The organism is Leuconostoc falkenbergense, assembly GCF_014634805.1.
Lineage (GTDB): Bacteria > Bacillota > Bacilli > Lactobacillales > Lactobacillaceae > Leuconostoc > Leuconostoc falkenbergense.
The window spans coordinates 1-13,042 of the sequence record NZ_BMBS01000027.1 but is presented as its reverse complement, the minus strand read 5'-3'; the positions used below and the strand labels follow the sequence as shown (position 1 = coordinate 13,042).

The 13,042-nt window shown below is 40.4% G+C and carries 13 protein-coding genes, 1 tRNA gene and 1 riboswitch; of the genes, 7 read left to right on the top strand and 7 right to left on the bottom strand.

Annotation, left to right across the window (positions count from 1 at the left end):
- The first annotated feature begins 14 nt into the window (after nt 1-14).
- Together IEU71_RS06685 and IEU71_RS06680 are read left to right on the top strand one after the other, a co-directional pair.
- On the top strand, nt 15-209 hold the full coding sequence (locus IEU71_RS06685; RefSeq protein WP_004915105.1) for a hypothetical protein: 195 nt from the start codon (nt 15-17) through the stop codon (nt 207-209).
- A gap of 20 nt (nt 210-229) precedes the next feature.
- Nucleotides 230-493 carry a PspC domain-containing protein gene (locus IEU71_RS06680; RefSeq protein ID WP_004915107.1) on the top strand — a complete coding sequence of 88 codons (264 nt, stop codon included), beginning with the start codon at nt 230-232 and terminating at the stop codon, nt 491-493.
- A gap of 35 nt (nt 494-528) precedes the next feature.
- Here IEU71_RS06680 and IEU71_RS06675 read toward each other — a convergent pair whose 3' ends face one another.
- Nucleotides 529-1,413, bottom strand: a complete 885-nt coding sequence (locus IEU71_RS06675; RefSeq protein ID WP_004915111.1) for an alpha/beta hydrolase — start codon at nt 1,411-1,413, stop codon at nt 529-531.
- A gap of 147 nt (nt 1,414-1,560) precedes the next feature.
- On the opposite strand from IEU71_RS06675, the gene IEU71_RS06670 reads away from it, so the two are divergent.
- The 3 genes from IEU71_RS06670 to IEU71_RS06660 all read left to right on the top strand — a co-directional run bounded on the left by IEU71_RS06670 (nt 1,561) and on the right by IEU71_RS06660 (nt 4,192).
- Nucleotides 1,561-3,021, top strand: a complete 1,461-nt coding sequence (locus IEU71_RS06670; protein WP_004915114.1) for a glutamate--cysteine ligase — start codon at nt 1,561-1,563, stop codon at nt 3,019-3,021.
- Between the two features lie 290 nt (nt 3,022-3,311).
- A complete protein-coding gene (locus IEU71_RS06665; RefSeq protein WP_004915116.1) occupies nt 3,312-4,085 on the top strand; it encodes a 2-keto-4-pentenoate hydratase in 774 nt (257 codons plus the stop codon).
- Nucleotides 4,086-4,121: 36 nt separating this feature from the next.
- Nucleotides 4,122-4,192: transfer RNA gene (locus IEU71_RS06660), tRNA-Ile, on the top strand.
- Here IEU71_RS06660 and IEU71_RS06655 read toward each other — a convergent pair.
- Nucleotides 4,193-5,191 carry a YeiH family protein gene (locus IEU71_RS06655; protein WP_004915118.1) on the bottom strand — a complete coding sequence of 333 codons (999 nt, stop codon included), beginning with the start codon at nt 5,189-5,191 and terminating at the stop codon, nt 4,193-4,195.
- A 115-nt stretch (nt 5,192-5,306) separates the two neighbouring features.
- On the opposite strand from IEU71_RS06655, the gene IEU71_RS06650 reads away from it, so the two are divergent.
- On the top strand, nt 5,307-6,125 hold the full coding sequence (locus tag IEU71_RS06650; protein ID WP_004915120.1) for a LysR family transcriptional regulator: 819 nt from the start codon (nt 5,307-5,309) through the stop codon (nt 6,123-6,125).
- Here IEU71_RS06650 and IEU71_RS06645 read toward each other — a convergent pair.
- Nucleotides 6,120-6,689, bottom strand: a complete 570-nt coding sequence (locus IEU71_RS06645) for a xanthine phosphoribosyltransferase (RefSeq protein ID WP_004915122.1) — start codon at nt 6,687-6,689, stop codon at nt 6,120-6,122. The two genes, IEU71_RS06650 and IEU71_RS06645, sit on opposite strands and share 6 nt — an antisense overlap.
- Nucleotides 6,686-8,020, bottom strand: coding sequence for a nucleobase:cation symporter-2 family protein (locus IEU71_RS06640; RefSeq protein WP_004915126.1), 1,335 nt, complete (start codon nt 8,018-8,020; stop codon nt 6,686-6,688). The genes IEU71_RS06645 and IEU71_RS06640 overlap by 4 nt, the downstream gene beginning before the upstream one ends.
- Nucleotides 8,021-8,094: 74 nt before the next feature.
- Nucleotides 8,095-8,192: riboswitch (purine riboswitch) on the bottom strand.
- Nucleotides 8,193-8,391: 199 nt separating this feature from the next.
- Here IEU71_RS06640 and IEU71_RS06635 point away from each other — a divergent pair.
- Entirely contained in the window at nt 8,392-10,845 is a 2,454-nt protein-coding gene (locus IEU71_RS06635) for a BspA family leucine-rich repeat surface protein (RefSeq protein ID WP_080519664.1), read from the top strand.
- A gap of 76 nt (nt 10,846-10,921) precedes the next feature.
- Here IEU71_RS06635 and IEU71_RS06630 read toward each other — a convergent pair whose 3' ends face one another.
- Genes IEU71_RS06630 through lepB form a run of 3 tightly spaced genes read right to left on the bottom strand, consistent with a single transcriptional unit; the run spans nt 10,922 to nt 12,886 of the window.
- Nucleotides 10,922-11,845: a magnesium transporter CorA family protein gene (locus tag IEU71_RS06630; protein ID WP_004915131.1), complete on the bottom strand. Its 924-nt coding sequence runs from the start codon at nt 11,843-11,845 to the stop codon at nt 10,922-10,924.
- The gene (locus IEU71_RS06625; protein WP_004915134.1) at nt 11,842-12,306 is read right to left on the bottom strand and encodes a GNAT family N-acetyltransferase; all 465 of its coding nucleotides are present in this window, start codon (nt 12,304-12,306) and stop codon (nt 11,842-11,844) included. The genes IEU71_RS06630 and IEU71_RS06625 overlap by 4 nt, the downstream gene beginning before the upstream one ends.
- On the bottom strand, nt 12,275-12,886 hold the full coding sequence (lepB, locus tag IEU71_RS06620; protein ID WP_004915137.1) for a signal peptidase I: 612 nt from the start codon (nt 12,884-12,886) through the stop codon (nt 12,275-12,277). The genes IEU71_RS06625 and lepB overlap by 32 nt, the downstream gene beginning before the upstream one ends.
- Nucleotides 12,887-13,042: the final 156 nt, after the last annotated feature.

Below are 13,042 nucleotides of genomic sequence, written 5' to 3'. Positions count from 1 at the left end.
TACAATATCATCACATGAAAGAACACTACAATCATATTCACGTAGGCCACGATCATGGCCTGCAAGCTTACGGCGTTGGTTTCCTATTAGCTGGCGGCATTCAATTTGCGACATCTCACGATTGGTGGTCAACTTTGTGGCACGCGTTCTTAAGTTGGGGCTACATTGGTTACTATATTGCCGAAGTCGTTCAAAAAGTTATTCATTAAAAACAAGGAGAAATATCATCATGGCTAAAAATAAAAAATTAACACGTTCACGCAACAATCGCTTAATTGGCGGTGTTCTCGGTGGATTGGCTGAATATTTTGGTTGGGACGCAACACTTGTCCGTGTCATCTTCGTTTTTGTATCATTCTTTTCAGCTACTTTCCCGGGTATTTTGGTTTATATCCTAGCATGGATCTTAATGCCTGATGCACCAAAAAAGTCTCACTATTACTCTGATCAGACGAGAAAAGACGTCACACCAGATGATACTGATCGTCCATAATAAAAAAGATTGATGATTTCACGCATCAATCTTTTTTATTGCCTTATAAAGGCTAACTTTTGCTGATAAATATTATCAGTGTCAAAATCACTGGGTCCGTGGTGAGCACCAGACACCCAAGTTGTTTTGGCTGATTGACCAACGATATCGCCATATTCTTGCGCTAATTTGACACTTTGTAAATACGGTACAACATCATCCGCCGTCCCTGCCAACAAATACAGTGGTGGCATTTTTTGACTAAAATAAGTCGCCGGATTAGCTTGTGCAACCAGTTCTGGCACATCAGCCGGTCGCTGATTATTTAACATAATGCCTTCAAATGACAACTTTGAACCAGTCTCGGAGAATTTTGGTGTTATGCCTAACTTTTCAAACTGTGGCACAAATTGGTCAACTTGGTAAGGCCCGTATAAGCCAATTACATGCGAAATTCGAGGTAACTCACCAGATGTTGCACCTTCCGGTTTTTCACCTAACATAGCACCACCCGAAATACTGGCTGCAGTCAAAACGGCCAATTGAGCACCGCTTGACTCACCAATCAACACCACATCAGTCATATTTAACCCATACGTTTCAGCATGAGCAACTAAAAATGACAGTACCGCGCGAATTTCAGCAATTTGATTCGGAAAATGATTCGTGTGAACGGTATTGAGTGAATAGTTTGGACTCACAACGGCGTAATGATCAGCTAAAAATCGCAAACTTGGTTGTAATTTGTAAGAAGACTTTTCCCCACGTAATAAGCCCCCACCATAAATATCTACAATAACCCCAACTGTATGTTGCGTCTTTGGTCGGTAAATATCAAGCTGATGACGCGTACCGCTAGCATAATCAACATCACGAAAGACCGTTATATTATCCGGCACTTTAGCCGGAACGTATTGATAAATTTTATCTTTGAATAACATACCCTTATTATAGTTTGGGGCGTATCTTAATACAAATATTTCGATTACAAAGGTTGTATCAAACGCTTATTCTAAAATACATATTTCACCCTTTTAAAACGTAAATGCGGTAAAATGAGGTAAATATCATTGTTGGGGTAACATTATATGTCCGAAAATCTTGACCACTTAAAACGCAATCATTTCCTTGACCTATTATTTGCTGGGCGCTTTGGAATTGAAATCGAAGAACACCGCGTCCAATTAGGACAACCGCGATTATCGCAGCATCCCCACTCACGCAAACTTGGCACTCGAAAAACCAATCCTTACTTCCAAACTGATTTTTCAGAGAGTCAAGAAGAGCTGGTGACTGCGCCAAAACATGCTTCAAAGGATGCTTTAGCCCATCTACATGAATTGCAAACCATCTTGAGCAATGAACTAGCAGAAGATGAAATCATTTGGCCACTTTCCATGCCGCCTCATCTCAATGAAGACGATGTTGACTTCTTATTGACACACTTTGAACGCCCATGGTATCAAGAATATCGTGAAGAATTAATCGCTCGCTATGGTTATTATCAACACATTATGACCGGCGTGCATGTCAATTATTCACCAGCTGATAATTTGATTGATTGGTTTGGATCCCAACATCATATTCAATCCTATCCAGCTGCCAAAAATCGGTTATATTTCCAAATAGCGCAACAAGTCACCGGTTATCGTTGGCTGCTAACCTATCTATTTGGCGCAAGTCCTGTCACTGAAAACAGTGCTGACAACTTACCCAATAATCGACTCGATATCCAGCCAGTACGTTCTTGGCGTGCCAGTGATTTTGGTTTTGCCAATCGCCCCGAAATTTTAGTGGATTATTCAGATTTTGAAACCCATATTCGCCAAATTAGGCAATACATTGCCAATGGTTATTTCTATGACAAAAGCGAGTTTTACGGTCCAGTCCGACTCAAAGGCCCCGGAGAAATTGAAGATTTGATTCAAAACGGCGCTAATTACATGGAATTTAGAATGTTTGATACAGATCCATTTTCATTAGATGGTATCTCCCAAACCGCTTTGAGTTTTCTACATCTGCTGATTATCGACGCAATTGTTAACCCACAACCTTGGCCAAAACACAGTGCCGAAGGTGCACGCGCCTTTAATCATGTTGTAGCGTTGGCACACCCAGATGAACCACTCAGCAGCACAGCTACCCAACACGCTCGTAATTTGTTGACACGCTTAGCAGAAATTGTTGCCGTATCACCAGCTGATTTGCGTGACGATTTTAATCAGGCGTTAGATTATGCCAAAACGGCATTAGATAATCCAAGACAAACGATTGGTGCTCGTCTCGCTAGCTTCATTAAAAATGACTCACTAACCACCTATGCTGTAACACGTGGACAAGCCATTTTAAAAACACGTCAACAAGCCAAAGATAATTTTGTTTTTGTACCAAAAAACCTACAAAAAACTTATATTCAAGCGCATAAGCTTGGCTTTAAAACACTCATGCGCGAGGATAATCACTTACAAGTCACTTATGGTGACAAAGTTTGGGCTTTTATGAGTGACGAAGACCTCACAAAATATCTGCCAAATCATGTCGAAAAATGATTTTAAAATGAGAAAAGTAAAATTAACATTGCTTTTCTTTTTTTATTGTTTTATAATTAATCACATGAACAAGCAAATGACTTCACAAGTAAACAACACAATTATCAACGCGATTATTATTATTTAGTAATCGGGTTGTTATTTTGCGTAACGACTCGCTGCATGCCTGTCGTTACGGTTTCAAGTGACTTAAATCTCATTTGATAGCGTAGCTGCTATTGAATGAGATTTTTTATTTGCCATAGCACAGTGACTACCACTTTGGTAGCACAATATCTCGGAGGAAAATTATGACGACATCACAAGAATTAGCTAACCATTTATATCAGGCTTTCGCCACCAATACGCCACTTGACCGCGACGCTTTTGTTGGCGTTGTCAACAGTTTTGAAGAGGCGTATCAAGTACAAGATGCCGTTCTTAAGCAAAAAGGTGAACCAGTCGCCGGCTATAAAGTGTCATTGACATCACCTGAAACACAAGCGATGTTCGACTCAGATTCCCCACTTTATGGTGGTCAACTGGCCAACAAATTCTTACCTTCTAATACTAAATTTCACCTGAGTGATTATAATGAACCACTTGTGGAAGTTGAAATGCTCTTCACAGCCAAAGAAGATCTCACGCCCGACATGACACCGGAAGAATTGCTACAACACACAACCGTCGCACCAGCACTGGAATTGCCCGACGCACGCTTTGCCAATTGGTTTCCAAAATTAGATAAATATTTAGTTTTGAGTGACACTGCTGTCGGTGGTGCTGTTGTTTATGGAACGGCTCGTGACGGTGCTGACTTGACACTCAAAACACTAGCTGATGTAAAAGCTGTTCTCACCCACAATGGTGAAGAAGTAGCCAGTGGTCAAGGATCTGAAGTACTTGGCAACCCTGTTTTCTCTTTGAAGTGGTTAGTAGGCAAATTATTTTCACAAGGCAAAAAATTCCCTGCGGGAACACATGCTTCAACCGGCACATTTTTACTACCACCATCTTTGACGGCGGGTACTTGGTCAGCACAATTTAGTGACGATTTTGGCACTGTCACTGTCGAAGTCGATTAACAAAAAAAGATGTTTCACATGAAACATCTTCTTCATAGGCTTGTAGCTCAATGGTAGAGCGTTGCGCTGATAACGCAGAGATAGAGGATCATTCCCTTTCGGGCCGATTAAAACAAAACATGAATTAAAATAACCGCCAAAACAACTTGTACGAAACCTGTGACCAAACCATAACTCAGGAACTTGCTACCAGATTTCTTAATAATATCCAGTTTCAAGTTTAGTCCAATTCCTGCTAAGTTAACAACACCGAAGAAACCAGAAACTTCTTTTGCCCCTAACGTCAGCAAATGTGGCATTGGCAAAAAACTATTAACTAACAGCAAAATAACGAAAGCAATGATGAACCATGGAATTTTAAGCCCTTTTGAAGCAACTTTTGTCTCACCGTTTCCCTGGTCACGCTTTTGTGCCATCTTAGCAAATACCAAGACAACGACCGTTAACATGATAACCCGCAACATTTTAAACAAAGTCGCATAGGTCACAACTGTTGGGTTAATTAAGGCCGCCGTTCCAACAACTTGACCAACTGACTGAACAACACCACCAACTAATGCACCTAATAATAAATTATGATTGCCAACTAAGTGTGGACCCACAACTGGCAGCAATAGCAATAACACCACACCAGTTAAACTAACAGTCGCAACTGCTGTACGCCGTTGATCATCATTGGCACCAATGGCCGGCGCCACCGAGGCAATGGCACTTGAACCACAAACCGCATTGCCAGCTCCCATTAACATGGCTGACTTATCACTGACCTTAAATAGTCGGCCACCCATCCACAGCACAATAATAATTGTTAATGTCATTTGAATTAGAATAAAGGCCAACCCGTTGATGCCCAAATTCTCGATGGTTCGCAATGTTACGGTCAGTCCCATCAAAGCAATACCAATTTCGATCGGATATTTTTCCGCCCATTTCATCCCCGGTGCAAATGAACCGCGATTTAACACAGTGTTGCCTAATAAAATACCTAACAACATCGCAATCGCTTCTGCGCCCAAAAAAGGTAACCAGTTCGCCAAAATTTTAGCGACAAAAGACAAAATTAAGGTAATGATAATACCCGATACCATATTTGCTTTTATTTTCATGTTCTCTCCCGTCAATCCTTAAAGTTATAATACAGATAATATTACCCCTGCATTTGCTATTTGTAAAATAAATATTTATAATGTATTCAATTAAAAAGATTAATAGGAATGGGCTATGTTCAAATTATTACAAACATTCATTGCAGTCTATGAAACGCGGTCTTTTTCAAAGGCAGCAGACCAATTATTTATCTCGCAACCCAGCGTCAGTGTACATATTAAGCAACTGGAAACTGAATTAAAAACAACCCTATTTGACCGAAATGGCCGTACCGAATTAGCACCGACAACTAATGCCCGTATGTTGTATCAGCGGGCGCTAGCGCTTTTAGATGATTGGCAAAAGACCACCGACAGTCTTGTTCAAAATCAACGGATCACTATCAAGATTGGTGCCTCGCAAACGTCAGCAACCGTCTTATTGCCTAAAATGGTAGCTCATATTAAAAAAGATGATTTCAATACCACTGATTTCCAAATCGAAATGCATAATTCCGAGGAAATTCTAGCTGGTGTATTGAATCATCAGTTTGATATTGGCTTAATTGAAAAGCCGATTACACATGATTTTATTGTGCGTGAAGCCATTGCTGCCGACCAGTTAGTGCTAGCCGGTAATCTTAGTAGCGACCTATGGCTGGTGCGTGAAAAAGGTTCTGGTGTATATCATTACACGCAACAATATTTCAAGCAAGAAAACATTGTCCCAGACCATTTTCTAACCATTGCCAACAACGACGTGATTGTCAAAATGCTGGCAGAAAACTTTGGTAAGTCGATTGTCAGTATTCAAACACTGCCCAATGGCGTCCCTTATCAATCTTTAAATAGTAATTTTAATCGTTCATTTTATTTAATTCGCTCAGCGCATGAAAATCGTGCTGATGTCTTGAAATGGCATAAACATTTCGCAAAAATTGCCACCCAATTATAGAAATTCAACTTGACCGTTGACAAAAGCCTTAATTCTTGCCAAACTTTCCACATGAATACCACGCTCATCTAGTAGCTGGCGTCCTTTTTGGAAAGTTTTTTCAATGACAATACCGGCCCCAACAACGTTTAAATCAGCATCTTGGGCAATTGTTAGTAAACCATCAACCGCCTGACCGTTAGCTAAGAAGTCATCAATAATGAGCACATTCTCGCCTGCTGTCAAAAAGCGCTTGTCAATCATGATATGATTGGTTGTTTGCTTAGTAAATGAATAGACGTCAGCAGTCCACACATTATCTGGCAACGTTAATGACTTGTTTTTACGCGCAAAAACAACCGGCACGTGTAGCGCCAATCCAGCAAAAACGGCTGGTGCAATACCAGAAGTTTCAACCGTTAGGACCTTATCAATCTTCTCATTAGCAAATAAACGCGCAAACTCTTGTCCCATTGCTTGCATCAGTTCTGGATCAATTTGATGGTTCAAAAATGAATCGACTTTTAAAACGTCTTCATTTAATACCCGACCATCTTTTTGAATGCGCTCTTCTAACAATTTCATTGTGCTAACCCCTTTTCAACTATTTTACCATCCATTACTTGTTCGCCGTCGTCATTAATTTTACCATTAAGAATCATGTTCAACACAACTGCTAAAATTGATGTCACGACCACACTGTTGGTCACAATCAGTTGAATGGTTTGTGGCAAATGCTGGAAAAATTGTGGGTAGACCGTCACGCCAATGCCACCACCAATTGATAACGCTGCAATCACTAAGTTTTTCTCAGAATCAAAGTTGACATGGCGTAAAATATTGACACCTTGCACACCAATCGTCCCAAACATAACAAACATTGCACCACCCAATACAGCACTTGGGATTATCGTTGCTAATGCGCCAAACTTTGGTAGCAAACCAATAATAATTAAAATAATTGCTGCAAAATAAATCGGTTGTTTCGTTTTCACGCCTGAAAGTCTAACCACACCAACGTTTTGACTGAAGGTTGAATAAGGAAATGTGTTAAAAATACCAGACAAAATGACCCCTAAACCTTCGGCTCGATAACCATTAGCCATGTCGTGTGCACTTAGCTTACGGCCAGTCAAATCAGCTAACGCAAAGTAAACACCCGTTGATTCAATCATACTCGTTAATACAATCACGATCATTGTGATAATGGCTGAGGTATGAAATGTCGGAACACCCAAGAAAAATGGCGTTGGCACGTGCACCCAAGCAGCGGAAGCAACAGGTTCAAGCGACACTTTACCTAAAAAGGCTGCAAACACAGTGCCTAAGATAATACCTAATAGAATTGCGATTGCTTTAACGAAGCCCTTAGCAAACAACATAAAACCTAAAATAATAATAATCGTGACTAACCCGACCAATAGATTGCTTAAATCACCATAACTCTTGGCACTCACATCACCGCCACCCCAATTCAGTAAGGCAACCGGTATCAAAGTAAAGCCAATCACTGTAATCAGAGAACCAGTGACAACTGGCGGAAAATAGGCACGCAATTTGGCAAATAGCCCACCAATTAGGAAAACAAAAATTCCGGCAGAAATGGTTGCACCATACATCGCACCAATGCCCAACGTACTACCTATGTTAATCAAGGGTGATACGGATTGAATGGCTGAACCAAGCACGACGGGCATGGCAATACCAGTTAATGGTGTTCGCTTCAGTTGTAGCAATGTTGCCACACCAGTCATCAAAATATCCACTGAAATCAAATAAGCCATCTGTGCCGCCGAAAATTTCAAGGCTGTTCCAATCAGCAAAGGCACCAACACACCGCCCGAATACATCGCTAGCACATGTTGTAATCCTAAGAACAAAGATTGTACTTTGTTTTGTTTCACCGCGTTATCCATTTTTCCCTCGATTTCTCGCTGCAATTAAAAAAACTGACCATTTCCCTATCAGAAAAGGCCAGCATTGTCTTGTAATCGAATACTAACTTGCGATAGTCGCACTTTTTGGCGTGCGGTAGAAACTAGGTCACCATTTTTAACCAATTATATCTGCAATTAATTTATGCTTATAGCTTATCAAATTACATGTTAAGAATGCAAGTTTTTCACGGTATTCTTTTTGCAGAGCAGTATTGTCATTACGTTTACAGCACTGAAATCGTGAACGACTGCAATTAAACATCAAAATTCACAATTTGTTCACTTAAAAGTCGTCTTATCTTCCACCCCCCCTAGTAGAATGAGGGTCTAGACTACTATGGAGTGGAAATATGCGTGTTAGAAAATCATTATATATTATCATCATCACCTTATTAATGACTTTATCAGGCCCTCTGCAAGCTGTGACAGCGTCTCAACTATCAGAAAAAAATAATAACCAACCAGCAACGACAATGCGGTTACCTAATGAGGGGCGTTCTGATTTGCAGGAATTGATTCAACGGGTGGATGCTAATGTTGGTGATGATTCTGCTGAGGGAAAATCATCAGAGTCAGAAGTAGATGAGCATGAGGAAGTCGAGCCACCGATTGAAGATAGTAATCTGCCAGAATCAGAGGAACAAGGTAATCAAAAATCAGTTGTAAAAGCTAAAGCACCAAGAGCCATCACAACTAATACCAACGGCACTTCCACTTGGACGTTTGATTCTGCTAATAGCTTGTTGGTCTTTGGTGCGGGTACGCTAGCAGAACGCATTGACAATAATTTAACGAATGCTGGTATTGACCCAACAACAGTCATCAATATTCAATTTAAAAGTGGCGTTGTCGCACCAACTGCTGTGACTTATTTGTTCGCTAATTTAACAAGATTATCTCAATTAATTGATTTGAGCCATTTTGATACATCATCAGTAAAGAGCATGGCATATTGGTTCCAACAGGACAGTGCCTTAGCAACACCAGATTTGAGTGCGTTCAATACGAGTAACGTGACTAATTTGACTTATATGTTTTCTGGAAGTGGTGTGACCAGTTTAGATTTGAGTAGCTGGGATGTTACCAAAGTAACAAGCTTTTCCAACATGTTTTTGAATGCAACTAAACTAACTACCTTAAATCTATCGACTTGGGGCGTTGAACGGACAGCGACGATGGTTGACATGAGTTATATGTTTAAAGACACTGTGAACTTAACCAATTTAAATCTGACCGATTTTAAGACGACTAATGTCACGAATATGGATTCTATGTTTCGCGGTACTGATGTCGGTATAGGCAACAAGCTAGTCAGTCTTGATCTCAGCGACTGGGACGTCACTAAAGTGACCAGATTCTCCGAAATGTTTCGGGATACAAGTAATCTAGCCACCCTAAATCTATCGACTTGGGGTGTTGGACGGACAGCGACTGATGTTACCATGCTTGGTATGTTTCATTTCTGTGGCACAACCAACATAGACATAGACTTAGACTTAACTGATTTTAAAACAACTAACGTCACAAATATGGCGCAAATGTTTAGAAGTAGCAGATTGACCAGTCTTGATCTTAGTTCCTGGGATGTTACCAAAGTGAGCCTTTTTGAGTTTATGTTTTATGGTTCACGTTTAATGACATTGAATTTAGCAAATTGGGGCGTTGGTCGAACTGCGTATTCTGTTTCAATGGGTTATATGTTTGCTGCATGTGGCGACATCAATTTAAATTTGACAAACTTCAAAACCTCAAATGTAATAGCTATGGAGTGTATGTTTGGCGAGAGCAGACTGACCAGTCTTGATCTTAGCGACTGGGACGTCACTAAAGTGCAATATTTTGGCAGAATGTTTTATAATGCAACTAACTTAACAAGTTTGAATTTATCAACTTGGGGTGTTGGACGGACAGCGACTGATGTTTACATGTATCAAATGTTTTCGGGAACAAGTTCCTTAACTAATTTAAACCTGACTAATTTTAAGACGACCAATGTTACTGACATGCGCCATATGTTTTACAAAACTGGGTTAACTAGTCTAGATTTGAGTGGCTGGGATGTCACTAAAGTGACAGATTTTGATAACATGTTTGATGAATCTAGCCTGAGAATATTGAACTTATCAGGATGGCATACTACTGGTTCTTCTGTCTTCCTTATGTTCTACAATACTACCAAGCTCTGGAAAATCACCCTAGGAGAAGATATTAAATTCGCAGAAAATCCTAAATTCACAGCGGCTCCTGCCATTGGCACAACGATTCCGGGTACAAGTTACAAGACGACTGCTGCCAGTTGGCAAATCGTTGGTAGTGGTACAGATTATTATCCTCAAGGGGCAATGGTCACAACGACAGAAATGTACGCTAATCGAACGGAACCAACGACTTATGTCTGGGCTAATCAGTCAGTTCAGCCAACACCTGCTATCAACACAATTTCATCCCTTACCTTTGGCACGTTAGGGGCTAGTGACTTCTTTAATGGCAATAGCCCTCTGGCAACCAACATGGCAACCGGCTTAGTGAGCTTAAAACATTTAGATAACAGTACAACGTATAATGTTACCGTGGCACAAACAAGCGACTGGACAACTGATGGTGAATCAGCTACGATTGCTAAGTCAAATTTGAAGATTAAATATGGCGCTAATGATTTGTCCACGGGAGCTTGCAGTTTCTGGTCGGGCACATCAGCGACTGCGACCAAGAGTATTGCTTTTAATCATGATGATACCAAAAACTTCAGCATTTGGTTGAACCCAAGCACTGTGCTTGATACAGCATTGCTTGGTAGCAACTAGAATCAGAATTAACATGGACGTTGAGTGAGACGCCATAATAAAACGAATGGACAACAATAAGTTGCCCATTCGTTTTTTATTTCCTAAAGAACCCACTCAACAACAGTAACAAACTGACAACAGCCATCAATACTGCAGTAATGACGAGTGTCACCCACCAGCCACTTTGCGCTGCAGCAAATGGTAGCCACTTGACGTTTTCCCCATAAAAGCCACTAACAATTGTCGGTACAGTCAAAACAATGGAATAGACCGTCAAGACTTTCATCGTCCAGTTCAGGTCACGATTACTCAAATTTCCCAGCGCATCACTCACCGAATTAATCACTTCCATAGCCAAATTAGCCATGTGCTCAGCTTGCCCAACTTCGACACGAACATCATCAATATGTTCTAGCTCGAAATCTTGCAACGTTTTTTTGAAGTCCGTCCGATAATTATCCAGCATTGCATGATTATTGGCTAATGAATTTTGAATATAAATCATTTGCGTTTGCAAATGTAACAAATCATTCATTTGCTGTGTTGTACGTTTTTTCTCGGCAAATTGTGCTTGAATGACACGTCTTTTGCGATTAATAGACGTGATTTCATCAACATAGCGCGTCATTAATGAATAAAGCCCTGTCATAATGAAATCAAAGGCACTAATATCGTCATCAGCAGCACGAACTTGCTGATTTTGTGGCTCTAACAACACCGTTTTAATGTAATCAGTTGGCTCGTGCGTGAAAGTATAAACATCCCCATGTGCAAACAAAATGCCGATTGGTCGCGTTTCCACATTTTTAGGGTGATAAGAAATCACGTCGATTACCATTAATGCTTCATCAGCAGCATGATCGTATTCCATACGGACACTTTCATTGTGGTCGACCGCATAATTAATCATTTCATTGGTCAAATGATGCTCTGATATCAACCGTTGATGCTCTTCCGGCGTCAAATTTGACACGTGATACCATTTAAAATTTTTAACTGCTTTAACTGTGTCAATCATTTTCTACCATCCCTGTACGTCACATTCTGTGGTCTAGCAAGCTGAGATTTTCTAATCCGGACAAAGCCCTCACGATCATAGAATCGTTGTGCGCCAACATTAGCTAAAACTACTTTCAATTCTAGCGGTTCAGTCACAGCCTGACGCGCCCACTCTAACAAACGTGCCCCAATACCATAACCTTGCCAGCCCTCTTTAACAAATAACAAATGCAAAAAATGATCCCATTCAGACAGCGACGCAAAGCCGACAATCTCATTTCCAAAAACAGCTACCATCACTCGCTCACCACGAGAATCTGCCAAAAAATCAGCTGACCTAGGGTGTTTCACCCATGGAAAATGATGTTGTCGGCTCTCCAAATAAATACGCGCAACTGCGTCTGAATCTTCAGGTCGCATTGCGCGTAGTACAAGTTCGGTCGCTACTTTATTTGGCAAAAAACTCTTTTGATTGGTCATTGATGTTCTCTTTTGCTTTGGTATCTGAATTCCAAAATGGTACGTAAACCTTACCTAATATATGTTTCTTTTCAATAAAGCCAAACATGCGGCTATCATTTGATACGGAACGATGATCTCCTAGGACAAAATACATATTTTTAGGCACCACACTTTTGTTCTGATCTTTCTTTTGCCACAAATCCTCGCGAGCTGACAATGTCTTCAGCGTCCAATTTCCCCACGTGCCACTGGTGCGCTGATCGTTATCAATATAGTCTTGATTGACCTTTTTGCCGTTAACATATAAGTTAGCGCCGCGATGTTCCACTGTATCACCAGCCACCGCAATAACGCGTTTCACATAGTCCTTATGCCCTGACTTGATTTGTGGATCTTCATGCGTTGCATCAAATACAATCACATCACCACGTTTAATCGTCGCCAATTTATTTTCGATAACAAGCTCACTATTTTCTAAACTAGGCCACATTGAAGGCCCATCAACTTTAACCAAAGTGAACCAAAAAGTCCGAATTAACATCGCAATGGCTAATCCAATGACAATTGGCACAACCCAATTTTTGATAAAATTTTTCACTTACTCTACCTCTTCAATATTACATCATATTATAACATATATCGGTTTCAAACATGATTGTATACAAAAAAGGCAACGCATTTGAAGTGAACCCAATAACTTGGACAAAATAAAAAAATGTCCAGAAAGTTATTGGGTTTTTCTATGTCTAAATAT